This is a genomic window from Chryseobacterium sp. GTID13, assembly GCF_056172655.1.
The window spans coordinates 916,677-940,353 of the sequence record NZ_JAOCMB010000002.1; the positions used below are offsets into that span (position 1 = coordinate 916,677).

The 23,677-nt window shown below is 37.5% G+C and carries 37 protein-coding genes and 4 pseudogenes; 33 read left to right on the forward strand and 8 right to left on the reverse strand.

Annotation, left to right across the window (positions count from 1 at the left end; genetic code table 11):
• Positions 1 to 17 precede the first annotated feature (17 nt).
• The 7 genes from N4G44_RS04560 to N4G44_RS04590 all read right to left on the reverse strand — a co-directional run bounded on the left by N4G44_RS04560 (position 18) and on the right by N4G44_RS04590 (position 6,444).
• Positions 18 to 944, reverse strand: a complete 927-nt coding sequence (locus N4G44_RS04560) for a hypothetical protein (RefSeq protein WP_474924805.1) — start codon at positions 942 to 944, stop codon at positions 18 to 20.
• 40 nt (positions 945 to 984) lie between these two features.
• Positions 985 to 1,401 (reverse strand): hypothetical protein, encoded by a 417-nt coding sequence (locus N4G44_RS04565; RefSeq protein ID WP_474924806.1) that lies wholly within the window; start codon positions 1,399 to 1,401, stop codon positions 985 to 987.
• 373 nt (positions 1,402 to 1,774) lie between these two features.
• Positions 1,775 to 2,080, reverse strand: a complete 306-nt coding sequence (locus N4G44_RS04570; RefSeq protein ID WP_474924807.1) for a hypothetical protein — start codon at positions 2,078 to 2,080, stop codon at positions 1,775 to 1,777.
• Between the two features lie 260 nt (positions 2,081 to 2,340).
• Positions 2,341 to 2,574, reverse strand: a complete 234-nt coding sequence (locus N4G44_RS04575) for a hypothetical protein (RefSeq protein WP_474924808.1) — start codon at positions 2,572 to 2,574, stop codon at positions 2,341 to 2,343.
• 9 nt (positions 2,575 to 2,583) lie between these two features.
• A complete protein-coding gene (locus tag N4G44_RS04580; protein ID WP_474924809.1) occupies positions 2,584 to 3,315 on the reverse strand; it encodes an MIP/aquaporin family protein in 732 nt (243 codons plus the stop codon).
• 22 nt (positions 3,316 to 3,337) lie between these two features.
• Entirely contained in the window at positions 3,338 to 4,834 is a 1,497-nt protein-coding gene (gene glpK, locus N4G44_RS04585) for a glycerol kinase GlpK (RefSeq protein WP_474924810.1), read from the reverse strand.
• Between the two features lie 11 nt (positions 4,835 to 4,845).
• Positions 4,846 to 6,444: a glycerol-3-phosphate dehydrogenase/oxidase gene (locus N4G44_RS04590; RefSeq protein WP_474924811.1), complete on the reverse strand. Its 1,599-nt coding sequence runs from the start codon at positions 6,442 to 6,444 to the stop codon at positions 4,846 to 4,848.
• A gap of 116 nt (positions 6,445 to 6,560) precedes the next feature.
• On the opposite strand from N4G44_RS04590, the gene N4G44_RS04595 reads away from it, so the two are divergent.
• The 29 genes and pseudogenes from N4G44_RS04595 to rplQ all read left to right on the forward strand — a co-directional run bounded on the left by N4G44_RS04595 (position 6,561) and on the right by rplQ (position 21,503).
• Complete coding sequence (locus tag N4G44_RS04595; RefSeq protein ID WP_474924812.1) at positions 6,561 to 7,319, forward strand: DeoR/GlpR family DNA-binding transcription regulator; 759 nt, start codon at positions 6,561 to 6,563, stop codon at positions 7,317 to 7,319.
• A gap of 253 nt (positions 7,320 to 7,572) precedes the next feature.
• A complete protein-coding gene (gene rplC / locus N4G44_RS04600) occupies positions 7,573 to 8,199 on the forward strand; it encodes a 50S ribosomal protein L3 (RefSeq protein ID WP_007839520.1) in 627 nt (208 codons plus the stop codon).
• Positions 8,190 to 8,819 (forward strand): 50S ribosomal protein L4, encoded by a 630-nt coding sequence (gene rplD, locus N4G44_RS04605; protein ID WP_474924813.1) that lies wholly within the window; start codon positions 8,190 to 8,192, stop codon positions 8,817 to 8,819. The genes rplC and rplD overlap by 10 nt, the downstream gene beginning before the upstream one ends.
• Before the next feature lie 3 nt (positions 8,820 to 8,822).
• Positions 8,823 to 9,113, forward strand: a complete 291-nt coding sequence (gene rplW, locus N4G44_RS04610) for a 50S ribosomal protein L23 (RefSeq protein WP_474924814.1) — start codon at positions 8,823 to 8,825, stop codon at positions 9,111 to 9,113.
• A gap of 21 nt (positions 9,114 to 9,134) precedes the next feature.
• Entirely contained in the window at positions 9,135 to 9,956 is an 822-nt protein-coding gene (gene rplB, locus N4G44_RS04615; protein WP_040993528.1) for a 50S ribosomal protein L2, read from the forward strand.
• 2 nt (positions 9,957 to 9,958) lie between these two features.
• The gene (gene rpsS / locus N4G44_RS04620) at positions 9,959 to 10,237 is read left to right on the forward strand and encodes a 30S ribosomal protein S19 (RefSeq protein WP_002983209.1); all 279 of its coding nucleotides are present in this window, start codon (positions 9,959 to 9,961) and stop codon (positions 10,235 to 10,237) included.
• 2 nt (positions 10,238 to 10,239) lie between these two features.
• Positions 10,240 to 10,637: pseudogene (rplV, locus tag N4G44_RS04625) on the forward strand (50S ribosomal protein L22).
• 7 nt (positions 10,638 to 10,644) lie between these two features.
• Positions 10,645 to 11,391, forward strand: a complete 747-nt coding sequence (gene rpsC / locus N4G44_RS04630) for a 30S ribosomal protein S3 (RefSeq protein ID WP_040993530.1) — start codon at positions 10,645 to 10,647, stop codon at positions 11,389 to 11,391.
• A 98-nt stretch (positions 11,392 to 11,489) separates the two neighbouring features.
• On the forward strand, positions 11,490 to 11,915 hold the full coding sequence (gene rplP, locus N4G44_RS04635; RefSeq protein ID WP_040993531.1) for a 50S ribosomal protein L16: 426 nt from the start codon (positions 11,490 to 11,492) through the stop codon (positions 11,913 to 11,915).
• A gap of 11 nt (positions 11,916 to 11,926) precedes the next feature.
• The gene (gene rpmC / locus N4G44_RS04640; protein ID WP_040993532.1) at positions 11,927 to 12,115 is read left to right on the forward strand and encodes a 50S ribosomal protein L29; all 189 of its coding nucleotides are present in this window, start codon (positions 11,927 to 11,929) and stop codon (positions 12,113 to 12,115) included.
• Positions 12,116 to 12,126: 11 nt separating this feature from the next.
• Positions 12,127 to 12,384: a 30S ribosomal protein S17 gene (gene rpsQ, locus N4G44_RS04645; RefSeq protein ID WP_034669456.1), complete on the forward strand. Its 258-nt coding sequence runs from the start codon at positions 12,127 to 12,129 to the stop codon at positions 12,382 to 12,384.
• Between the two features lie 2 nt (positions 12,385 to 12,386).
• A complete protein-coding gene (gene rplN, locus N4G44_RS04650; protein WP_007839504.1) occupies positions 12,387 to 12,755 on the forward strand; it encodes a 50S ribosomal protein L14 in 369 nt (122 codons plus the stop codon).
• A 22-nt stretch (positions 12,756 to 12,777) separates the two neighbouring features.
• A pseudogene (gene rplX / locus N4G44_RS04655) lies at positions 12,778 to 13,103 on the forward strand (50S ribosomal protein L24).
• Between the two features lie 13 nt (positions 13,104 to 13,116).
• Entirely contained in the window at positions 13,117 to 13,668 is a 552-nt protein-coding gene (rplE, locus tag N4G44_RS04660; RefSeq protein ID WP_040993534.1) for a 50S ribosomal protein L5, read from the forward strand.
• 3 nt (positions 13,669 to 13,671) lie between these two features.
• Positions 13,672 to 13,941: a 30S ribosomal protein S14 gene (rpsN, locus tag N4G44_RS04665; protein ID WP_040993535.1), complete on the forward strand. Its 270-nt coding sequence runs from the start codon at positions 13,672 to 13,674 to the stop codon at positions 13,939 to 13,941.
• Positions 13,942 to 14,086: 145 nt separating this feature from the next.
• Complete coding sequence (gene rpsH / locus N4G44_RS04670; RefSeq protein ID WP_040993536.1) at positions 14,087 to 14,485, forward strand: 30S ribosomal protein S8; 399 nt, start codon at positions 14,087 to 14,089, stop codon at positions 14,483 to 14,485.
• A 17-nt stretch (positions 14,486 to 14,502) separates the two neighbouring features.
• Positions 14,503 to 15,048, forward strand: a complete 546-nt coding sequence (rplF, locus tag N4G44_RS04675) for a 50S ribosomal protein L6 (protein ID WP_474924815.1) — start codon at positions 14,503 to 14,505, stop codon at positions 15,046 to 15,048.
• Between the two features lie 15 nt (positions 15,049 to 15,063).
• On the forward strand, positions 15,064 to 15,417 hold the full coding sequence (rplR, locus tag N4G44_RS04680; RefSeq protein ID WP_034725976.1) for a 50S ribosomal protein L18: 354 nt from the start codon (positions 15,064 to 15,066) through the stop codon (positions 15,415 to 15,417).
• A 20-nt stretch (positions 15,418 to 15,437) separates the two neighbouring features.
• On the forward strand, positions 15,438 to 15,959 hold the full coding sequence (gene rpsE, locus N4G44_RS04685; RefSeq protein ID WP_034703137.1) for a 30S ribosomal protein S5: 522 nt from the start codon (positions 15,438 to 15,440) through the stop codon (positions 15,957 to 15,959).
• A 10-nt stretch (positions 15,960 to 15,969) separates the two neighbouring features.
• Positions 15,970 to 16,146 (forward strand): 50S ribosomal protein L30, encoded by a 177-nt coding sequence (rpmD, locus tag N4G44_RS04690; protein WP_007839493.1) that lies wholly within the window; start codon positions 15,970 to 15,972, stop codon positions 16,144 to 16,146.
• A 95-nt stretch (positions 16,147 to 16,241) separates the two neighbouring features.
• On the forward strand, positions 16,242 to 16,691 hold the full coding sequence (gene rplO / locus N4G44_RS04695) for a 50S ribosomal protein L15 (protein WP_040993538.1): 450 nt from the start codon (positions 16,242 to 16,244) through the stop codon (positions 16,689 to 16,691).
• Positions 16,692 to 16,700: 9 nt separating this feature from the next.
• Positions 16,701 to 18,079 (forward strand): annotated as a pseudogene (secY, locus tag N4G44_RS04700) (preprotein translocase subunit SecY).
• 3 nt (positions 18,080 to 18,082) lie between these two features.
• Positions 18,083 to 18,298, forward strand: coding sequence for a translation initiation factor IF-1 (gene infA / locus N4G44_RS04705; protein WP_034684855.1), 216 nt, complete (start codon positions 18,083 to 18,085; stop codon positions 18,296 to 18,298).
• A gap of 109 nt (positions 18,299 to 18,407) precedes the next feature.
• A pseudogene (gene rpmJ / locus N4G44_RS04710) lies at positions 18,408 to 18,523 on the forward strand (50S ribosomal protein L36).
• A 9-nt stretch (positions 18,524 to 18,532) separates the two neighbouring features.
• A complete protein-coding gene (gene rpsM / locus N4G44_RS04715) occupies positions 18,533 to 18,910 on the forward strand; it encodes a 30S ribosomal protein S13 (protein WP_002983260.1) in 378 nt (125 codons plus the stop codon).
• 12 nt (positions 18,911 to 18,922) lie between these two features.
• On the forward strand, positions 18,923 to 19,312 hold the full coding sequence (gene rpsK / locus N4G44_RS04720; RefSeq protein ID WP_040993541.1) for a 30S ribosomal protein S11: 390 nt from the start codon (positions 18,923 to 18,925) through the stop codon (positions 19,310 to 19,312).
• Positions 19,313 to 19,331: 19 nt separating this feature from the next.
• Complete coding sequence (gene rpsD, locus N4G44_RS04725) at positions 19,332 to 19,940, forward strand: 30S ribosomal protein S4 (RefSeq protein ID WP_474924816.1); 609 nt, start codon at positions 19,332 to 19,334, stop codon at positions 19,938 to 19,940.
• A 33-nt stretch (positions 19,941 to 19,973) separates the two neighbouring features.
• Positions 19,974 to 20,969 (forward strand): DNA-directed RNA polymerase subunit alpha, encoded by a 996-nt coding sequence (locus N4G44_RS04730; RefSeq protein ID WP_040993543.1) that lies wholly within the window; start codon positions 19,974 to 19,976, stop codon positions 20,967 to 20,969.
• A gap of 6 nt (positions 20,970 to 20,975) precedes the next feature.
• Positions 20,976 to 21,503, forward strand: coding sequence for a 50S ribosomal protein L17 (rplQ, locus tag N4G44_RS04735; RefSeq protein WP_474924817.1), 528 nt, complete (start codon positions 20,976 to 20,978; stop codon positions 21,501 to 21,503).
• Positions 21,504 to 21,603: 100 nt separating this feature from the next.
• Here rplQ and N4G44_RS04740 read toward each other — a convergent pair whose 3' ends face one another.
• Positions 21,604 to 22,038, reverse strand: a complete 435-nt coding sequence (locus N4G44_RS04740; RefSeq protein ID WP_474924818.1) for a hypothetical protein — start codon at positions 22,036 to 22,038, stop codon at positions 21,604 to 21,606.
• 175 nt (positions 22,039 to 22,213) lie between these two features.
• Here N4G44_RS04740 and N4G44_RS04745 point away from each other — a divergent pair, with 175 nt between their 5' ends.
• The 4 genes from N4G44_RS04745 to N4G44_RS04760 are packed head-to-tail and all read left to right on the forward strand — an operon-like array spanning position 22,214 to position 23,606.
• Positions 22,214 to 22,759 carry a response regulator gene (locus tag N4G44_RS04745; RefSeq protein ID WP_474924819.1) on the forward strand — a complete coding sequence of 182 codons (546 nt, stop codon included), beginning with the start codon at positions 22,214 to 22,216 and terminating at the stop codon, positions 22,757 to 22,759.
• On the forward strand, positions 22,684 to 22,845 hold the full coding sequence (locus tag N4G44_RS04750) for a response regulator transcription factor (RefSeq protein ID WP_474925051.1): 162 nt from the start codon (positions 22,684 to 22,686) through the stop codon (positions 22,843 to 22,845). The genes N4G44_RS04745 and N4G44_RS04750 overlap by 76 nt, the downstream gene beginning before the upstream one ends.
• 6 nt (positions 22,846 to 22,851) lie before the next feature.
• Entirely contained in the window at positions 22,852 to 23,346 is a 495-nt protein-coding gene (locus N4G44_RS04755; RefSeq protein WP_474924820.1) for a hypothetical protein, read from the forward strand.
• Positions 23,343 to 23,606 (forward strand): hypothetical protein, encoded by a 264-nt coding sequence (locus tag N4G44_RS04760; protein WP_474924821.1) that lies wholly within the window; start codon positions 23,343 to 23,345, stop codon positions 23,604 to 23,606. Before N4G44_RS04755 ends, N4G44_RS04760 begins: the two co-directional genes overlap by 4 nt.
• Positions 23,607 to 23,677 lie beyond the last annotated feature (71 nt).

The following is a 23,677-nucleotide window of genomic DNA, read 5'->3' on the forward strand; positions in this document are numbered from 1 at the left end:
AAACAAGAAGTTTGACCTTAAAAAATTCTGTTACTTACAAATTTACTATCTAATTGATAATAAATGATATTAAAATGTGGTATTTTTTTCTCAAGGAAACGGGTAACGTCCTGCAGCTGATCATCGGATATTTCTTCAATCCTGATCCTGAAACCTTTGCTCAGGAAACTCCCGAAATAAAAACCGTCTTTTATGATTTCTACTTCGTTATCAGAGATCCTTTTAAACCCGGGATTTTTCAAATCTTTTTCGGATAGGGCATTAATTAATTTATGCTTTTCAAGATGATTCGTCACAATTCCCCAGGAATAAATCGGTAAGGCCACCTCCATTTTTTTTATCGGATAATCCTCCAGTCCGGAAAGATAGCTTTTTAAAACAGTTACATCCAGAATAGAATTTTTAGTAGATTTTTCAAGTGGGGATGAAGTGGAGTAGCACATCAGGTAAACTTTTTCTACAGGTGGAATTCCCGTTTCGTTTTTATCTTTAACCTGATGAAGCCGAAGTGTGCAGGTGATCTCTTTTCCCGAAACCCTTTTCAGTTCCTTTAGAAATTTAAAATAATCATCACGTGTTCCAGCAGTCCAGTCACAATCGATCTGAATTTCATTACTTATCTTCAAATGATATTCTGCTGCTTTTTTCTGGACCAGATCATGAATATTTTTAGCAAGAAACCTGATCTCTTCAGCTGAAATATGGTACATAGACTGATTGGTAATGAAAACAGCCGGTACGATTTGTTTGTCGGTCTTAAAACTATTGTCCCGGGTAATAACAGCAACCGGCTGGAATTTTCCACCGGCTTTATCGATATCAAAAAACCGGGTGTACAGATAAGGAACTGATGCCTGATCCAGTACTTTTTTTCTTCCTGATCCAGTTTTAGATGGGTTTTCCAGTAATAGAAAGTATAGGGATGTTTCTCTTTCCCGTTGCATGAGGCCAGAATAAAGAGAATGAGCAGAATTTTTAGTGCTTTCATCGAGAGAGTTCACTTTCGCAGGTACAGATATCTTGCGTTAAGCTTTCCATACTGGAACAGCAGTCTTCGGATTTCTGAATATTTCCATCCTTATCGGTCAGGTAGATTTTATTCTTGTCAAATTTCACGTAAAAAGTTTCTTTGTACTTTTTGAAGGCTACCTTCATTACTTTTGGATTGTATTTTCCGGCATTCATTTCCTCTTTAGTTTCAGTCCGGTCTGCCTGGTTTACCTGAACATATCCGAAATGAACATCTCCGTTTTTCTGTACCTCAAGATAATAATGAGGAGTTCCGGATCCGCTGTATCCCTGAACAATATCAAAACTTCTGTATCCGGTAAAAGGAGTTTTTGTCTGTGCAAAGCACAAAATACCGATGCAGAGGATCATTAAGCTAAAAATGTTTCTCATGTATTTTTTTCAAAAGTAATAAGATTTTGGCAGAAACTAAACCGTAAAATCCCGGTGATTACTTGTTTGAAGTAATTCCGATAGATTGTTAACCACAAAAGTCACAAAAGTTTTGAGACTGTTTAGTTATTTTAAGTTGCCAGCTTTGCGGGTAATAAGTACACTTAAGTTTTATGAAAATCTTCGATTTTCTACTTATGGGATATTACTGTTTTCAGTATCGTTAAACTTTTAAAAGCTAAAGTGTTCTTAAGTGTTTAAATAAACCAAAAACTTTTGTGGCTTTTGTGGTTGAATTCTTTCCATTAGTATAAAAACAGAAAAACCATTCCAAAACGGAATGGCTTTATATAATTTAAGTTAAAAATTCAGATTAGAATACAGTAGCGGCCAGCTGGATCCTTGCATATTTATTGGAAGGATTCCACATAGCCATCATAGCAACCGGCAGGCTGTAATGGTCTGTAATTTTTAAGGTCTTGCTGGCTTTTAGCCCAACATTTACAATGTCAAAATTATTGGTTCCGTTTCCATAAAGAAAGCGGCTGTCGTTGAGGGCAAACCCGGCCCCTACAAAAGCGTCCAGATTCACTTTCTGTCCTGAAATCACAGGATAACTTGCCTGAACATAGGTGGAGTACCTGTTCTTTTTGTAGCTTCCATCAGGTTCCAATACCACTTCACCGGCGTTGGCACCACCATACAGTATAATATCAGCTTCAATATTTAGCGGGAATGATGGTCCGAAAGTATAATTGGTTCTAAGATCAATGATGTGCGCGGTTCTTCTCTGTGAATAACTGAAGATATCATCCGCAGCTACAGCCGTATTAATGTTTCTTGAATTATACAGATCCCATAGTCCGATATAAAAACGGTTATGGGAGTACTGGATGTAATAGTTGATCTCTTTGTAATGAGTGCCGTCTTTATCGTCAGCTAATGCCGAGGCACCCCAGATACCAATTTTCCATTTTTTTCAGCATCCAAAGCGTAAGACAGGTTTCCCATTACCACAGGCTTGTCTGTAATAATCAACCCTCTCCAAAGGTGGTTGTTCTGAAGATTGACTGTGAAATCCAGCCTGTTGTTTTCTTTAGCTTCGTGGTTCTCCTGAGAGAATAGCTTTCCTGTGCCCAAAATCATCAGGCATACAATTTTTAAAATTTTCATCGGGTATTTTTAATGTATTATTCCAAAAAGAACGGCTGCGATCACAGCTCCGAGAACAGGACCTGCTACAGGAATCCAGGCATAGCTCCAGTCACTGCTGCCTTTTACGGGAAGTATGGCATGCATGATTCTTGGTGCCAGGTCTCTTGCAGGATTAATGGCATAACCCGTAGTTCCACCAAGAGATAAACCGATAGCCCAAACCAGTAGCGTGACCGGAAGTGCTCCTACAGAACCTAATCCCACTTTGGCAGTCGGGTCAGCATTCAGAGAAATGCTTGGGTCAGAGAAATGAAATATCACAAACACGAGTACAAACGTACCGATAATCTCACTGATCAGGTTTGAAAATGTATTCCTAATAGCCGGGCTGGTACTGAAACATGCGAGTTTGGCACCTTCATCTTCTGTAATAGCGAAATGATCTTTGTTAAACAGCCAGACCAGGAATGCACCAATCATTCCGCCAAGCATCTGTGCTGCGATGTAAGTAGGAACAAGGTCCCATGAAAATTTTCCTGCAACTGCCAGTCCGATGGTCACGGCCGGATTCAGATGGGCCCCGCTTGCCGGGCCTGCTACGGTAACGCCTACGAAAACAGCCAATGCCCAGGCCGTCGTAATGACGATCCATCCTGAGTTGTTTCCTTTGGTATCTTTTAAAACAACATTAGCTACAACGCCGTTGCCTAATAATATAAGAAGCATGGTTCCTATAAGTTCTGCGGTAAATGGGGTCATGAGTAGTTTTTTTAGTTAGAATTTAATCTTCGATCCAGTCTTGTGAACGCTTTACGGCTTTGTTCCAGAAATGGATCATCTTATCTGCTTTCTCCTTGTCAAGTTGAGGGTGGAAGTCTTTATCCACAATCCATTGTGACTGGATCTCATTAATATCTTTCCAGTATCCCACTGCTAAGCCGGCCAGGTAAGCCGCTCCTAAAGCTGTTGTTTCAAGTGTTTTTGGTCTTGTGATTTTAAACCCGAAAAGATCAGACTGTATCTGCATCAGGAGATCACTGGCAGAAGCTCCGCCGTCTACTCTCAGCTCTAAACCGGGTCTTCCGGAATCTGCCTCCATAGATTTTACGATATCATATACTTGGAATGCTATTCCTTCCAGGGTAGCTCTTGCAATATGTCCGTTAGTGGTTCCGCGGGTAACCCCTACAATTGTTCCTCTGGCATACTGATCCCAGTAAGGAGCGCCAAGTCCTGTTAATGCAGGGACAAAATAAACTCCACCGTTATCTTCAACACTTGCGGCAAGATCATTCACTTCTTCCGATGAATGGATAAGTTTAAGACCGTCTCTCAGCCACTGTATAGCTGCTCCGCCTACAAATACACTTCCTTCCAGTGCATAATTTACTTCTCCGTTAATCTTCCATGCAACCGTAGTCAGAAGGTTGTTTTTAGACGAAACGGCTTCTTTTCCTGTATTCATTAATAAGAAGCACCCTGTTCCGTAAGTATTTTTTACCATTCCGGGAGTGATGCACATCTGCCCGAATAAAGCAGCCTGCTGATCTCCTGCAATTCCCGCAATTGGAATTTTGGTAGAAAATAAAGTGGTTGCAGTTTCCCCGTAGATTTCACTGCTTTGCTTTACTTCTGGAAGTACAGATCTTGGAATGTCAAACAAATCCAGAAGATCCTGATCCCATTCTAAAGTATGAATGTTGAGAAGCATCGTTCTGCTGGCATTAGAAACATCGGTAATGAACATCTTTCCGCGGGTAAGCTTCCATACCAGCCATGTATCTACAGTTCCGAAGCATATTTTCCCTTCCGCTGCTTTTTCCCTTGCACCTTCTACATTGTCAAGGATCCATTTTAACTTGGTTGCTGAAAAGTAAGCGTCCAGGACAAGTCCGGTTTTTTCTTTGATTTTTTCAGCGTGACCCTGTTCTTTTAATTCATCGCAGTATTTTGCGGTTCTTCTGTCCTGCCAGACAATGGCGTTGTAGATGGGTTCTCCGGTTTCTTTATCCCAAACAACGGTTGTTTCACGCTGATTGGTGATACCAATGGCAGCTACTTCCAATCCGGAAATGCCAGCTTTAGCGATAACCTCTGCGGCTACAGATATCTGGGATGACCATATTTCGTTAGGATCATGCTCTACCCATCCCGGAGTAGGGAAGATCTGTTCAAAGTTTTTCTGGGAGACATATTCTATAGCTCCGCTGTGGTTAAATAAAATGGCTCTGGAGGATGTGGTCCCCTGGTCCAGAGCGAGAATCAGTTTTTCCTTCATACTGCAAATTTTTAGTTATGAGTAATAGTTTTTGGGGTATATGGTGTTAACAAATATCCTTTTGCCAGTTCAATAAATTCTTTTTCCTGTTCTGCGGCCCATTCCTGAGAATGTCCTTTTTCTTTGGCGATGAGCTGTGCAATGGTGTGCGCGCTGTCAATTGCGGCTCTTGCATCTAAAAATAAGAGACGTACTCTTCGGGCAAGAATATCTTCTATGGTTTCCGCCATCTCGTGTCTTATGGCCCAAACTGCTTCTGCAATAGTGAAAGCATGGTCAGGATGAATTTTTTGGAAATATTGAGGATCACTGCTCTGCAATGATTTTATAGCCGGGATATCTGACCCGTAAACGTAAAGATGGCTGGTACGGTCTACAAGCTCTGCCTTCATGTTGCCATGAATGGAAAGATTTTCTGTTTGAGAAGGTCCTCCGTTTAAATGAAGAATTTCTACTGCTTTATCAATGGTATCCTGTGCCATTTTACGGTAAGTAGTCCATTTTCCTCCAATGATGGAAACCAAACCGGTATCAGAAGCGATAACCTTATGGCTTCGGGAAACTTCCTTGGTGCTTTTGCCTCCTTCTTTTGGAGCGGCAAGCGGCCTCAGTCCTGCGAACATGGATTTTACATCTTCTCTTGTTGGCTTTTTAGCTAAATACTGTCTGGCTGTATTCAAAACGAAACTGATTTCGGATTCCAAAGCATGCGGTTCAAAGCTTGGATTTTCCAGAAGGGTATCTGTTGTTCCCACCAATGCCCTGTCATGCCATGGAACTACAAATAGAACCCTGCCGTCAGAAGTTTTCGGAATCATGATGGCATCATCACTTTTCAGGAAAGATTTATCCAGAACCAGGTGGATACCCTGGCTTGGAACAACAAATTTACCATGCTTAGGGTTATTCATATTCAGAATATCATTGGTAAATACACCTGTTGCATTAATTACAGCTTTTGCACGGAGCTCATATTGCTGGCCGGAGAACTGGTCTTCTGCTTTTACCCCGTTTATTTTTCCGGAATCATTTTTCAGGAGCCCGGTTACTTTCATATAATTAATGGCACTGCCTCCTTTTTCTATAAGAGTCTGGGTTAAATTAATAGCTAGCCTTGCATCGTCAAATTGCCCATCCTGATACACTACACCGCTTGCAAGATTGTGCTGTTCAATAGTAGGAAGCTTTTTAACGGTTTTAGCCTTACTGATGTATTTTGTTTTACCAAGGCTCAGTTTTCCTGCAAGGAAATCATAAATAGAGAGTCCTATTTTATAGTAGATTCCTCCCCACCATGTATAGTTGGGGATAATGAACGACTGGTTTTTTACTACATGTGCTGCATTTTGAGCAAGAAGCCCTCTTTCTTTCAATGCCTCTTTTACAAGGCCTACATCTCCCTGGGCAAGATATCTTACACCGCCGTGTACCAGTTTGGTGCTTCGGCTGGATGTTGCTTTTGCGAAATCGTATGATTCCAGAAGAAGGGTTTTAAATCCTCTGCTGGCTGCATCCAAGGCTGATCCTAAACCGCTGGCGCCTCCGCCAATCACGATGAAGTCCCATTCCTGAATACCTGTTAATTTACTTATTTCTTCGTTTCGTTTCATAAATGTTTCGTTTATGTTTCGTTTTCAAATGTATAAATTAAAAATGAAACTAAAAAGAAAATAAGTGAAATTTTATCGGTCTCGAAAAAAATGGTATTTTTGATGAAAGAATCAAAATGGAAAAGTTAATACCAAGGCATAATGATATATTAAAAGAGCTGGATGAAAAAGGGCATGTTCTTGTACAGGATCTGTGCGAGAAATTCAATGTTTCGTCAGTTACGGTCCGAAAGGATCTGAATTATCTCGAAAGCCTGGGACTGCTTTTCCGTAATCATGGGGGAGCAAGCAAGCATGTAAGGTATGCTTATGAAAGAAATGTGGATGAGAAGGAAAATATCAATGTAGAAGCGAAACAGAGCATAGCCAAGGGTGCCCTGCAGCTTATACAGGAGAATGATTGTATTATTCTGGCTTCCGGAACAACCATGCATTATCTTGCCAGAATGCTGGTGAACTTTGGGCCGCTTACGGTTCTGACTTCTTCTTTAAGGGTGGCTATAGAGCTGTGCAATAATCCTAATATTAATATTATACAGTTAGGAGGAGAAGTAAGGAAGAGTTCAACTTCTATTGTGGGTTCCATTTCCGAGGGAATTCTCAAACAGTTTTCTTGCAATAAGCTTTTCCTGGGGGTAGATGGGATTGATATTGATTTCGGGATCAGTACTTCCAATGCTGCAGAGGCTCACCTTAATCAGCTTATGATAGAATGTTCCGAAAAGGTGGTTATTCTTGGTGATTCCTCAAAACTGAATAAAAAAGGCTTTGGAAAAATTGCTTCTTTGGATGAAGTGGACTATCTGATTACCGATAACGGGATTAGTGAGGAAGATCAGTCTGCGTTGGAGGAAAGGGGGTTACGGTCATTGTAAAATAAGCTGCTTTCTAATTCATTTTTTCAAAATCCAAATAATTCCACTGAAAATTTCGTCTGAAATTTTTCAAAATTGTCTAATTGATTAAAAATCAAAATATTTTGCTGTAAATATTTGCCAGTTATAAAATTATTCATAAATTTGCACACTCATTTTAGGGGCGTAGTATGCCTATATCAAAAGTAGAAATTACTTCAGACCTCCGGAAAATGATGATAAATAAAGGATAAATTTTATTATAACATAAACAATGTCAGGTATTATTGGTAAAAAAATCGGTATGACGTCTTTGTTTAACGAAGAAGGAAAAAACATTCCTTGTACAGTTATTCAGGCTGGTCCATGCTCGGTTTTACAGGTCAGAACCATTGAAAAGGACGGCTACAAGTCAGTTCAGTTAGGTTTCGATGACAAGAGTGAAAAGAACGTAGGTAAAGCGTTAGCTGGCCATTTCAAAAAGGCTGGTTCTGCTCCAAAAGCTAAGTTGGTAGAATTCTACAGAGAATTCGTAGACGAAGTGAAAGTAGGAGAAGAAGTAAAAGTTGATCTATTCGCTGAAGGTGAATATGTTGACGTAACAGGAACTTCAAAAGGTAAAGGTTTCCAGGGTGTTGTTAAAAGACATGGCTTTGGAGGTGTAATGCAAGCTACTCATGGTCAGCACAACAGACTTAGAGCTCCAGGTTCTATCGGTGCTGGATCGGATCCTTCAAGAGTATTCAAAGGAATGAGAATGGCGGGTAGAATGGGAGGTAAGCAGGTAACTGTACAAAACCTTCAAGTATTAAAAGTGGATCAAGAACAAAATCTTTTAGTAGTAAAAGGTGCTGTTCCGGGAGCTAAAAATTCTTATGTAATTATCAGAAAATGGAACTAGTAGTATTAAATACATCAGGAAAAGAGACCGGAAGAAAAGTAACTCTAGACGAAACAGTATTCGGAATTGAGCCAAATCAGCACGCGGTTTACTTAGAAGTTAAACAGTACCTTGCTGCACAAAGACAAGGGACTCATAAAGCAAAAGAAAGAAGCGAAATTACTGCTTCTACTAAAAAACTTAAGAAGCAAAAAGGATCTGGTTCTGCTAGATATGGTGATATCAAATCTCCAACTTTCAGAGGCGGAGGTAGAGTATTCGGACCAAAACCAAGAGACTACAGATTCAAATTGAACAAAGCTCTTAAGAGATTAGCGAAAAAATCTGTTCTTTCTCAGAAACTGAGAGACAACAGCATTAAAGTATTAGAGGCTTTCAATTTCGAAACTCCTAAAACTAAAGAGTTTATCAATATCAATAACGCTTTAGGATTCGAAGGTAAAAAATCTCTTTATATCTTAGATGAAGTAAACAAAAATGTTTATTTATCTTCAAGAAACTTACCTAAGACTAAAGTTCTTACTTACAACGAAATTAGCTCTTATGATCTAATCAATGCAGGTGAGATTGTATTCTTAGAAGGTGCTATCGAGAAATTCCAAGAAAATTTAAAGAAATAAATCATGTCTATTATTATTAAACCAGTTATCTCAGAAAAGGCTAATTACCTTACAGATTTAAGAGGTTCTTATTCTTTCTTAGTAGATACTAAAGCGAATAAAATCCAGATTAAAAAAGCTGTAGAAGCGGCTTACGGTGTAAAAGTAGCAGACGTTAACACAATGATTTATGCTCCGAAGGTTTCTTCGAAATACACTAAAAAAGGTCTTCAAGTAGGAAAGACAAACAAATTGAAAAAAGCGGTTATCACTCTTGCTGAAGGGGAAGTAATCGATATTTTTGCTGTAAATTAATTATAATTATAAATAATAGTAATGTCTGTTAGAAAATTAAAACCTATCACCCCAGGACAGAGATTCAGAATTGTAAACAATTTTGAGGAAATTACTACCAACAAACCAGAGAAATCTCTTACAGTTGGTATTAAAAAGTCAGGTGGACGTAACCAAACTGGTAAAATGACCATGCGTTACACCGGAGGTGGACACAAAAAGAAATACAGAATTATCGACTTCAAAAGAAACAAGCATGACGTTGAAGCTACCGTTAAAACTGTAGAATACGATCCAAACAGAACTGCATTTATCGCTTTATTAGAGTATGCTGACGGAGAGAAGAGATACATCATCGCTCCAAACGGTATCAAAGTAGATCAGAAAGTAGTTTCAGGAGAAAGCGTTGAACCAAACGTAGGTAACGCAATGAAATTGAAAAACATTCCATTGGGTACTGTAATCTCTTGTGTTGAAATGAAGCCTGGACAAGGTGCTATTTTAGCAAGAAGTGCTGGTTCTTCAGCTCAATTAACTTCAAGAGACGGAAAATACGCAATCATCAAATTGCCTTCAGGAGAATCAAGAATGATCCTTACTGAATGTTTCGCAATGATTGGATCAGTTTCTAACTCTGACCACCAATTGACTGTATCAGGTAAGGCTGGTAGAAGCAGATGGTTAGGTAGAAGACCAAGAACAAGAGCCGTTGTAATGAACCCTGTAGATCACCCAATGGGAGGTGGTGAAGGACGTTCTTCCGGAGGTCACCCAAGATCTAGAAACGGTAAACCAGCTAAAGGTTACAAAACTAGAAAGAAAAACAAAGTGTCTAACCGTTACATCGTATCTAAAAGAAAATAATTATGGCAAGATCACTTAAAAAAGGACCGTTCATTCATCATACTTTAGATAAGAAGGTTCAGGCAAATATAGAGTCTGGTAAGAAGACAGTTATCAAAACTTGGTCTAGAGCATCGATGATCTCTCCGGACTTCGTAGGACAAACTATTGCTGTACACAACGGGAAATCTTTTATCCCTGTATATGTTACAGAAAACATGGTAGGTCACAAGTTAGGCGAATTTTCTCCAACAAGATCTTTCAGAGGTCATGGTGGTAACAAAAACAAAGGAAGCAGATAATCATGGGATCAAGAAAACAAGATAGCGCAATCGCAAGAAAAGAAGCTAACAAAGACGTTGTAAAAGCTTCATTAAATGACTGCCCATCATCTCCAAGAAAAATGAGATTAGTTGCTGATATCATTAGAGGAGAGCAGGTAGATAAAGCTCTTTATATCCTAAAATATTCTAAAAAGAAGCCTCTAACAAATTAGAGAAATTACTTCTTTCTGCTATGGCAAACTGGCAGGTGAAAAATGAGGGTGCTGATATCGAAGAAGCAAACCTTATCATTAAAGAAATCTTCGTGGATAGTGCAAGACAATTGAAGAGACTAAGACCAGCTCCGCAAGGTAGAGGGTACAGAATCAGAAAAAGATCTAACCACGTTACATTAATCTTAGGTAATAAAGAAAATTAATCAAGGTATGGGACAGAAGACAAATCCAATTGGTAACAGACTAGGTATCATCAGAGGATGGGATTCTAACTGGTTTGGCGGAAACGATTATGGAGACAGAATCGCGGAAGACTACAAAATCAGAAGATACCTTGAGGCTAGATTATCTAAAGGTGGTATTTCAAAAATTTATATTGAAAGAACACTAAAATTAGTAACAGTGACAATCACTACTGCCAGACCGGGACTTATCATCGGTAAAGGAGGTCAGGAAGTTGATAAATTGAAAGAAGAATTGAAGAAACTTACTGGTAAGGATATTCAAATCAACATTTTCGAAATCAAAAGACCTGAACTTGACGCAGTATTAGTTGCTGACAGCATCTCTAAGCAGATCGAAAACAGAATTTCTTACAGAAGAGCTGTTAAAATGGCGATGGCAAGTACAATGAGAATGGGTGCTGAAGGTATCAAAGTTCAGATCTCTGGTAGATTGAACGGAGCTGAAATGGCAAGAAGTGAATCTTTCAAAGAAGGAAGAATCCCATTGTCTACTTTCAGAGCTGATATCGATTATCACTGGGCAGAAGCTCACACTACTTACGGTAGATTAGGAGTAAAAGTTTGGATCATGAAAGGGGAAGTTTACGGTAAAAGAGAACTTGCTCCACTAGTGGGACAACAGAAAAAAGGAGGTCCTTCAGGAGGCGGAAACAGAGGAGACAGAGACAACAGAAGACCTAGAAAAAATAACAATAATAACAATAATAATTAAAAATTTTAGGTTAGAAATTTTGAATTTTAAATTACCGTTACTTTTTTAAAATATAAAAAATCTAAAATCTAAAATCTAAAATCTAAAATTTAGAAATTATGTTACAACCAAAAAGAACCAAATTCCGTAGAGTTCATAAGATGAAGATGAAGGGGATTGCTCAGAGAGGTAATCAACTGGCTTACGGAACATTTGGAATCAAAGCTATAGAAGGTGCTTGGATCACTGCAAGACAAATTGAAGCTGCCCGTATCGCTGCGACAAGATATATGAAGAGAGAAGGTCAGCTATGGATCAAAATCTTTCCGGATAAACCAATTACTAAGAAACCAGCCGAAGTACGTATGGGTAAAGGTAAAGGTGCCGTGGAATATTGGGTAGCTGTAGTAAAACCAGGTAAAATCATGTTCGAAGTTGGAGGTGTTCCTTACGAAGTAGCTAAGGAAGCTTTAAGACTAGCAGCTCAGAAATTACCGGTAGTTACTAAATTCGTAGTTGCTAACGATTTTGTTAAACCTCTTTAATCTTTGATATAATGAAACAAGCTGATATTAAAAATTTAAGCGCGGGTGATATTCAAGCAAAACTTGCTGAATTGAAAGCTCAATATTCAAAACTGAAATTGGCTCACAAAATCAGTCCAATTGAAAACCCGATTCAAATCAGAGATTTGAGAAGAACAATCGCAAGATTAAACACTGAGTTAACCACTAAACAACAATAAGATTTTCATACATTATGGAAAGAAACTTAAGAAAAGAAAGAATCGGAATAGTTTCCAGCAATAAAATGGAAAAGACCATTGTTGTAAGTGAGACTACGAGAGTAAAACACCCGATGTACGGTAAATTCGTTCTAAAAACGAAAAAATATACTGCACACGACGAGAACAACGAATGCACAGAAGGTGATACAGTTCTTATCCAGGAAACTAGACCTTTGAGCAAGAACAAGAGATGGAGATTAGTAAGAATCATTGAAAAAGCTAAGTAATAATGTTACAAACAGAATCAAGATTAAAAGTTGCTGATAACACAGGTGCTAAAGAAGTATTGGTTATCAGAGTTCTGGGAGGAACCAGAAGAAGATATGCTTCAGTTGGTGATAAAATCGTTGTTACTATCAAAGATTCTACACCATCAGGGAACGCTAAAAAAGGTCAGGTATCTAAAGCTGTAGTAGTAAGAACTAAAAAAGCAGTAAGAAGAAAAGATGGTTCATACATCAAATTCGAAGACAATGCTTGTGTATTACTAAACGCAGCGGGAGAAATGAGAGGAACACGTGTTTTCGGACCGGTTGCTCGTGAGTTGAGAGACAAAGAATATATGAAAATCATTTCATTAGCTCCTGAAGTACTTTAATTTTTAAAATTTTTAAAAGAAAATGTCAAAGTTAAAAATAAAAAGAGGAGATAACGTCATCATTACTACTGGTAAGAAAGATATCAAAGGTAAAACAGGTGAAGTTATTGAAGTGATCAAAAAGAAGGAAAAGACCCTAGAGTTATCGTTGCAGGACTTAACATCGTTAAAAAACACGTTAAACCTTCAGCTTCCAACCCTCAAGGTGGAATTACTGAAAAAGAAGCTTCTATTCATATCTCAAACGTAGCTTTAGTTGGTAAAGACGGAAAAGCTATCAAAATCGGTTACAAAATCGAAGGAGATAAGAAAGTAAGAATCAACAAAAAAACGGGTGAAACTTTATAATTTGAATTAACACATGGAATTTATAGCAAGACCCAAAAAAATATACAACGAGAAAATTGTTCCTGCAATGATGGAAGAATTTGGGTACAAATCTGTAATGCAGGTACCTAGATTGGAAAAAATCGTTATCTCTCAGGGATTAGGTGATGCCACTGCAGACAAGAAAATCATTGACTATGCTGTAGAAGAATTAACAATGATTACAGGTCAGAAAGCAGTAGGTACAATCTCTAAGAAAGACGAAGCAGCTTTCAAATTGAGAAAAGGAATGCCTGTAGGTGCAAAAGTAACGTTGAGAGCTGAAAGAATGTACGAATTCTTAGACAGACTTACTTCTTCTGCTTTACCACGTATCAGAGATTTCTCTGGTATCAAGGCAGACGGGTTCGATGGTAGAGGTAATTATAACTTAGGTATTACTGAGCAGATTATCTTCCCTGAAATCGTAATTGACAAAGTGAAAAAAATCCAGGGTATGGATATCACTTTCGTTACTACTGCGAAAACAGATAAAGAAGCGAAAGCATTATTAACTCACTTCGGTTTACCATTTAAAAAGAACTAAGAAATGGCTAAAGAATCAATGAAAGCGCGTGAGCGCAAAAGAGAAGCACTAGTTGCTAAATACGCTGACAAAAGAAAAGCTTTAAAAGAAGCTGGTGATTATGAAGCTCTTCAGAAATTACCTAAAAATGCTTCTCCTGTAAGATTACACAACAGATGTAAACTAACAGGTAGACCTAGAGGATACATGAGAACGTTTGGTATTTCCAGAGTAACTTTCAGAGAAATGGCAAACAACGGTCTTATCCCGGGAGTAAGAAAAGCCAGTTGGTAATAATTACTAATTAATCGGGACAATTAAGTTGTTCAGATACTAAAGATCAAAAATATCAGACCTAAGAAATTCTGAAGTCTGATATTTTATTCTTCAAGTCTTTGCAATACTGATTGTCTTTAACCAATAATTTTAAAATAGAAAAATGGTAACAGATCCAATTTCAGATTTCCTAACAAGAGTAAGGAACGCACAAAGCGCAGGCCACAAAGTGGTGGAAATTCCTGCATCGAAAATCAAAAAGGAGATTACTAAGATCTTATTTGATCAAGGGTATATCTTAAACTACAAGTTTGAAGATAACGCTGTTCAAGGTACGATCAAAATCGCTTTAAAGTATGACAAGCAAACTAACAAACCGGCTATCAAGTCTATTCAAAGAGCTTCTAGACCAGGTTTGAGACAGTACAAAGGTTCTGCTGAACTTCCAAGAGTACTGAACGGGTTAGGTATAGCTGTTATCTCTACTTCTAAAGGAGTAATGACTGACAAGAAAGCTAGAGAAGAAAAAGTAGGCGGTGAAGTAATCTGCTATGTTTATTAATTTTTAATCAGAGGAAAATGTCAAGAATTGGTAAAGCAATTATAACAATTCCAGCTGGAGTTACGATCACTGAAAATAACGGTGTTGTAACTGTAAAAGGACCTAAAGGAGAACTTTCTCAGGAACTTACGGCAGGAATTACTTTAGAACAAAAAGATGGCGAACTTAACGTTAACAGACCATCTGATTCTAAACAACACAAAGCACTTCACGGTCTTTACAGAGCGTTGATCAACAACATGATCACTGGTGTTAATACAGGTTTCGAAAAGAAACTGGAACTAGTAGGAGTAGGATACAGAGCTTCACACGCAGGTCAAAAACTTGAGTTAGCTTTAGGATTCTCTCACGGTATCGTATTAGAGCTTCCAAGCGAAGTAAAAGTAGATACATTGACTGAAAAAGGTAAAAACCCAATTATTACTTTAACGTCTCACGACAACCAACTTCTAGGAATGGTAGCTGCAAAGATCCGTTCTTTCAGAAAGCCTGAGCCATACAAAGGAAAAGGTGTAAGATTCGTAGGAGAAATTGTTAGACGTAAAGCTGGTAAATCTGCTTAATAAATTATAAGTATTATGGCATTAAGTAAATTAGAAAAAAGAATAAGAATCAAAAGAAGAGTAAGAGGGAAAATCTCTGGATCTTCTGAATTGCCAAGATTATCTGTATACAAAAGTAATAAGGAAATTTACGCTCAGTTAATCGATGATAAAAATGGTACAACTTTAGTTTCCGCTTCTTCAAGAGAAAAAGGTGTTGACGCTAATGGTACCAAGACTGAAGTTTCTGCTGCTGTAGGTAAAGCTATCGCTGCTAAAGCTATCGCTGCAGGAATCGAAAGTATTGTATTTGACAGAAACGGATTCGTGTACCACGGTAGAGTGAAAGCTCTTGCTGACGGTGCTAGAGAAGGTGGACTTAAATTCTAATCATAAAAATTTCGGAAAATATGTTAGGACTAGATAATATAGAAAGAGTAAAACCGGGAGGATTAGAATTAAAAGATCGTCTCGTAGCTGTTAACAGAGTAACAAAAGTAACCAAAGGAGGTAGAGCTTTCGGATTTTCTGCTATCGTAGTAGTAGGTAACGAAGACGGAGTAATCGGTCACGGTCTTGGAAAATCTAAAGAAGTAGCTTCTGCAATCGCTAAAGCTGTTGAAGATGCTAAGAAAAACCTTGTGAAAGTTCCTGTAATGAACCACACCATTCCTCACCAAACTACTGCTAGATACGGTGGTGCAGATATCTTCTTAAGACCTGCTTCTCACGGTACAGGACTTATCGCCGGTGGTGCGGTAAGAGCGGTACTTGAGTCTGCTGGTATTCATGATATCCTTTCAAAATCTAAAGGATCTTCTAACCCTCACAACGTGGTGAAAGCTACTTTCAAAGCGTTATTGGATATCAGAAGACCTGAAGAGATCGCTAGAATGAGAGGAGTTTCTCTAAGTAAAGTGTTTAACGGTTAATATTAGAACAATGGCAACAATTAAAGTAAAACAAGTAAGAAGCGCTATTGGAAGAACAAAAACCCAAAAGAGAACGCTTGAAGCATTAGGATTTAAGAAACTTCACCAAGTTGTAGAGCATGAAGCTACACCTTCCATTTTAGGGATGATAGCTGCAGTTAGTCACTTACTTGAAGTTCAGAAATAATTAAAAATTCAAAGATTAAAAGATTAAAATTTTCTTTCTATCTTAGCCGGAATTTTTTAATCTTTAAATTATTTAATCTTTAAATCAATAAAAAAATGAATTTAAACAATATAAAGCCTGCTGCAGGTTCTACTTTCAATTCAAAAAGAATTGGTAGAGGACAAGGTACAGGAAAAGGAGGTACTGCTACGAAAGGACATAAAGGTCAGAAAGCTAGAGCTGGTTATTCTCAGAAAATCGGTTTCGAAGGTGGACAAATGCCTTTACAAAGGAGATTACCTAAATTTGGTTTCAAAAACGTAAACAGAAAAGAGTTTAGAGGAGTAAACCTTGATACTATCCAAACATTAATCGAGAACAAATCCATCACCGGAGATATCACGAAAGAAGTTTTAGTAGAAAACGGTTTAGTTTCTAAAAACGAATTAGTGAAAATTATGGGTAGAGGAGAATTGAAATCTGCGGTTTCAATCTCTGCTGACAAGTTCACTAAATCTGCTGAAGAGCTTATTGCTAAAGCAGGTGGAAAAGCAATTACCTTATAATACTTACTAATGAAAGAATTTATACAAACCCTTAAAAATATTTGGAGCCTAAAGGAATTAAGAGATAAAATTCTCTTTACGTTAGGTATTATCCTTGTGTATAGATTCGCATCTTATATCTCACTTCCCGCAATTAACCTTGCAGAAGTGGGAGATCTCTTAGAGCATTATAAAAATCAAGGCGGTAACAAGCAAGGAGCAGGTCTCCTTGGCTTGCTTTCGTCGTTTACGGGGGAGCTTTCAGCCACGCTTCCGTAATGGCGTTGGGAATCATGCCTTATATTTCTGCTTCTATTATTGTTCAGTTGATGGGGATGGCTATTCCTTATCTTCAGAAACTTCAGAAGGATGGAGAGTCAGGTAGAAATACATTGAATCAAATTACAAGATGGTTAACTATCGGAGTTTGTTTAGTACAGGCACCTTCTTATTTAACTTCAATTACTCAATTATTCTTACCATATGCTCAGTTCTCATCTGCATATTATGTAGAGCCGAATTCCATCATGTTCTGGCTTCCAAGTATTGTTATCCTGGTTGCCGGTTCAGTATTCGCAATGTGGTTGGGTGAGAAAATCACCGACAAAGGTATCGGGAACGGTATCTCTATCCTGATTATGGTGGGGATCCTTTCAAGATTACCTGAAGCATTCGTACAGGAAATGGCAGTGCAGAACGGAAAAGGAGGAATGGGATCTATCATGATCCTTATTGAAGTAATATTCTGGATGCTGGTAGTTCTTTTGGCTGTAGTATTATCTGTAGCTGTAAGAAAAATCCCTATTCAGTATGTAAGCAGAGCTCAAGCAAGAGGAGGTGTAAACAGAAATCTTATGCAGGGAGCAAGACAATGGATTCCATTGAAGGTAAATGCTGCTGGTGTAATGCCGATTATCTTTGCTCAGGCATTGATGTTCGTACCAGGATTATTGACCAAATTCGATGAGTCCAATACTTTTCTTGCAGGTTTCAAGAATGTTTTTAGCTGGCAGTACAACGTATTGTTCGCGCTATTAATTATTATCTTCTCATTTTTCTATACTGCAATTACAATTCCGGTAAACCAAATGGCTGATGATTTGAAGAGAAACGGAGGTTTAGTACCGAAAGTAAGACCCGGTAAAGAGACAGCTGATTATTTAGATGATATTTTATCAAAAATTACCTTGCCAGGTGCAATATTTTTGTCTATCTTTGCAGTCCTTCCAGCAATAGTGCATGGAAGCTTTGTTCAGACAGATGCGTTTGCCCTATTTTTCGGGGGAACATCATTATTGATTATGGTGGGCGTAATTTTAGATACCGTTCAACAGATTAATACATATCTGCTGAACCATCATTATGATGGCTTAATGCAGTCTAAATTGTCAAGAACGACTGGATATTAATTTATGGCAAAACAAAAACATATTGAACAAGACGGCGTTATAACGGAAGCACTTTCGAACGCCCAGTTCCGTGTAGAGCTGGAGAATGGGCATATACTTATTGCTCATATTTCAGGTAAAATGAGAATGCATTATATTAAACTTTTACCTGGAGACAAGGTAAAACTAGAAATGTCTCCCTATGATTTAACCAAGGGGAGAATCACATTTAGATATTAAAACAAACGCCAAATGGAATGTATGTTCCGTTTGGCTCTTGTTGAAAATAAATACTATCACAATGAAGCCGCAAGGTTCCATTGGTCAGTAAAAAAAATAAATATTTCAAATGAAAGTTAGAGCATCAATTAAAAAAGAAGTGCTGATTGCAAGATCGTACGCAGAAAAGGTGTACTGTTCGTAATCAACAAGAAGAACCCAAAATTTAAACAAAGACAAGGCTAACATTAAATTATGGCGAGAATTGCAGGTATTGATTTACCAAAAAACAAAAGAGGTGTTATCGGTTTAACTTACATCTACGGAGTTGGAAGAAGTACTTCTTCCGAAATCCTTAAAGCTGCCGGTATCAGCGAAGACAAGAAAGTCAACGAATGGAATGACGATGAATTGGCTGCAATCAGAACATATATCTCTGAGAACGTAAAAGTAGAAGGAGAATTAAGATCTGAAGTGCAATTGAACATCAAGAGATTGATGGACATAGGATGCCAACGAGGAATACGTCACAGACTAGGACTACCTTTAAGAGGCCAGAGAACGAAAAACAACTCTAGAACCCGTAAAGGAAAGAGAAAAACTGTTGCTAACAAGAAAAAGGCAAGTAAATAATCGTTAGGAATTATGGCAAAACAAACTAAAGTAGTTAAAAAAAGAAAAGTAAAAGTTGAAGCTATTGGTGAAGCACACATTCAGGCTTCTTTCAATAACATCATCATTTCTTTAACAAATAAAAACGGAGAAGTTATCTCTTGGGCGTCTGCCGGTAAAATGGGTTTCAGAGGTTCTAAAAAGAATACTCCATTTGCTGCTCAAATGGCAGCTGAAAATTGCTCTGCTGTAGCTCACGAAGCTGGATTAAGAAGAGTGAAGGTGTATGTGAAAGGTCCTGGTGCAGGTAGAGAATCTGCAATCAGAACTATCCACAATTCAGGAATTGAAGTTAGCGAAATCGTAGATGTGACTCCTATGCCACACAACGGTTGTAGACCACCAAAAAGAAGAAGAGTTTAATTTTTAGAATTTACCCATTATGGCAAGATATATTGGACCTAAAACTAAGATTGCTAGAAAGTTTGGTGCTGCAATCTACGGAGATGACAAAAACTTCGAGAAAAGAAAAAACCAACCGCCAGGACAACACGGTCCTAACAAAAGAAGAGGTGCTAAGAAATCAGAATATGCAATTCAGCTAGCTGAAAAACAAAAAGCTAAATATACTTACGGTATTTTAGAAAGACAGTTTGCTAACTTATTTGAAAAAGCACACAGAAGCAAAGGAGTAACCGGTGAAGTACTATTACAACTTTGCGAATCTAGATTGGATAACGTAGTATACAGATTAGGTTTCGCTAAAACAAGATCTGCTGCTAGACAACTTGTTTCTCACAGACACATCACTGTGAACGGAGAACTGGTAAACATTCCATCTTATTTGCTTAAAGCTGGTGATGTAATCGCTGTAAGAGAAAAGTCTAAGTCTCTTGAAGTGGTTACCAACGCATTAGCTTCTAAAGCAAATTATGAGTGGTTACAATTCAACGATGAGAAGAAAGAAGGTACTTTCGTTTCTGCTCCTGACAGAATCCAGATTCCGGAGGAAATCAAGGAACAGCTTATCGTCGAACTTTACTCTAAATAATTTTTTAATCAAATTTTTGCTCAACCCAATAATATGGCAATTTTACAATTCATAAAACCCGATAAAGTAATTTTACTTAACTCTGATGAATTTAAAGGTCAATTCGAATTCAGACCTCTAGAACCAGGTTTCGGGCTTACAATCGGTAATGCTTTGAGAAGAGTGTTGCTTTCTTCTCTGGAAGGATATGCTATTTCATCTATCAAAATAGAAGGTGTAGAGCACGAATTTTCAACCATTCCAGGAGTAATCGAAGATGTTACCGAAATTATTCTTAACCTTAAGCAGGTAAGACTAAAAGCTTCAGCAGAAGGACAGGCCAACGAGCAGGTAGTTGCTAAAGTTTCGGGCCAGACGGTTATTACTGCTGGTGATTTAGGTAAATCTATCAACGGATTTGAGGTGCTGAACCCGGATCTTTTGATCTGTAACCTAAACAGTGATGTAACTTTCGAAATTACTTTCAACATTGAAAAAGGAAGAGGGTATGTTCCTTCAGAACAGAATAAGTCAAACAATGCACCGGTAGGTACTATTGCTATCGACTCTATTTTCACGCCAATTAAGAAAGTACAATACAGCATTGAAAATTATCGTGTAGAGCAAAAAACAGACTACGAAAAACTTGTATTAGATATAGAAACTGATGGTTCCATCAGTCCTCAAAATGCTTTAACTGAAGCTTCCAAGATATTAATTTATCACTTCATGTTATTCTCCGATGAGAGAATCACTCTTGAAACTGAAGCTGTAAAAGCATCTATCCAATATGACGAGGAAACTCTTCACACAAGACAACTACTTAAGTCTAAATTAGCAGATATGGATCTTTCCGTAAGAGCCCTTAACTGTCTGAAAGCAGCTGAAGTAGAAACTCTTGGAGAACTGGTTTCTTACAGTAAGTCTGATTTGATGAAATTCAGAAATTTTGGTAAAAAATCTTTGACAGAACTAGAAGAATTAGTGCATTCAAAAGGTCTTAACTTCGGTTTCGACGTTGCAAAATATAAGTTAGACGCTGATAAATAATTAATAATGAGACACGGTAAAAAATTCAATCACTTAGGAAGAACAGCTTCTCACAGAAGTGCTTTACTTTCTAATATGGCTTGTTCTCTAATTGAGCATAAAAGAATCAACACTACTGTAGCTAAAGCTAAAGCTTTAAGAGTATATGTTGAGCCTCTATTAACAAAAGCAAAAGAAGATACTACACACAACAGAAGAATAGTATTCTCTTACCTTCAAAATAAATTTGCGGTTGCTGAATTATTCAGAACTGTAGCTCCAAAAATCGCTGAAAGAAACGGTGGTTATACAAGAATCATCAAGACAGGATTCAGACCAGGTGATGCTGCTGATACTGCTCTTATCGAATTGGTAGATTTCAACGAGCTTTACAACCCGAATGCAGAGGAGAAAAAAGCTACAAGAAGAAGCAGAAGATCTACAACTGCTAAAAAAGCTGAAACAGTAGTTGCTGAAGCTCCAAAAGCAGAAGAGAAAGCTGAAGAGCCTAAGGCTGCAGCAGCTGACTCTGCTGAAGAGAAAACTGAAGAATAATATTCATTCAGATATAAATGAAAAGCCATCCAAATTTTGGATGGCTTTTTTATTATCACAGCTCCGAATTAAATTCGGATCCCGAAACCGGAAAACCGGTCTAAATCTTCGTTCTCTTCAGTTCGATCACATTATTCCCTTGTTCCAGATGCAGGCTGTCTCCTTTTACCCTTGCAGTCATATCATCTTTTTTATAAATAATTTCACCATCTTTTGTTTCCGTTTTAGGCAATGTAAATGTTTTTTTATTGCTCGTAATGGCAACATTACTTTCCTTAGGATCATTTTTGAATACTACTTTTACTAACGATCCGTCTGTGGCTTTGTAAACAAAATCAGTTTTTTCTGTCTTCTGGCCATTCACTTCAGTGGTTGAAGAACTTTGGGTCACAGAATCAATTTTTCCATTGTTATCTGTAATTACAGTTTCTGAACTGTCGGTTTGGATAATGTTTTTGTTTCCGCTTTCGCTTTTTTTGCAGCTTGTTAGCAGTAATGCCCCAGCTGAAATGGCGATTAAAAGGCTTTTTCTCATGATATTTATTTTTTAATAGATGGGATATAATTGTTGTTTTATGGTAACAAAAATTTAAGTAAATTAATAGAAACAAAAAACAAACCAATAACCCTGAACTCAAGCCCCTAAATTACACAAAAGTGTAATTGATTCCGTCTTGTTTTCTGCTGAAATTTGTCTTAAACAAAAAACAATGAGCATTTCCATCGCCATAGTAGAAGACGAAAAGAACTACAACAATGCGTTGAAGAAAGTTATCAATTATCAGGATGACATGAAAGTAGTTGCCCAGTTCTTTGATGGGAACGAAGCCCTGAAAAACCTACCCGATACTTCCCCGGATGTAGTGATGATGGATATTCAGCTGCAGGACATGCTGGGTATTGAAATTATTGAAAAGCTCAGGAAAGAAATGCCTGAAACACAGTTCATCATGTGTACCAGCTTTGAAGACGACGAGAAAATATTCAATTCCTTAAAAGCAGGCGCTATGGGATATCTCATCAAAGGGGAAAGTATGGACAAGATTCTTTCTTCCATCCGTGATGTATACAATGGCGGAGCACCTATGAGCCTTTCCATTGCCCGGAAAGTTTTAAGCCATTTTGAAAAAAACTTCCAGAAATCAAAGGTTTTGATGAACTCACCGACAGGGAAAAAGAAATTCTCGAACTTCTTTCACAGGGACTCCTCTATAAAGAAATTGCCGATAAAAAATTCATCAGCATTGATACCGTAAAAAAACATGTTGGAAACATCTACCGAAAGCTGCATGTCAGCAATAAAGTAGAGGCAATCAATAAATTTAACCATTTTAAAAACTAAGAAAGTATGAGAACAATTTTAAAAAAACAACTATTTTGGTACTTAATAGTATTTTTATCAGTAATAAACTGTAAAGATAAGGTAGAATCACCATCTGTTGACGATGAAAGCGGTGTAACTGCAGCTCAAGTACATATGCGTCCTGAATTTTTGTTTAGGATTACTACCGAAGAGGTTGAACATGGTAAGGCAAATTTTAAAGTTAAAATGGCTAATACTAAACCTGAAATTAGTTTGGATTATTCTGATTTTGAAAAAATTGTAAATCAAGATAAAAAAACATATGCAAAATTTTTCTTTCTTTTAAATACTGATAAATCTCTAAACTTGGGGTTGGCCATGTCAGAGGACAGCTTGCAAAATAAAAAAGATGTCTTTTATGTCTTGTCAGGAAATAAGTTTGTATTGGATTCTACTAAATTTAAAGCCCAAAAAAAGAATTTGATAGCTTTAAAAGTACATTGGTTGATCCTGTTAGTAAAAATGATCCGTGCGATATGATTCTTTACAAAGTTGACGATATTAATAATTACTTAAATATTACAAAATTGATTTCAGGCTTAGGATATAAAATTTTAGATCTGCAGTTTGATTATATCCTTTTTAAAGATTTTATAAGAAAAGATGGAACTAAAGTAGATTATCTTAAAAACCGTGAATCCCGAATTTCATTTGCCGTAAAAACTAATTTTAATGCAATTACCGCGAAAAAAGTTTGCCAAGTGACATTATTGATTTTTATTACGATGCCGGAGACTTAAAACCATAAATATGTTAGTAGGAATTATTTACAAGATCGTATTATTTTTTCCTTTAATAAAATCCTTTTATT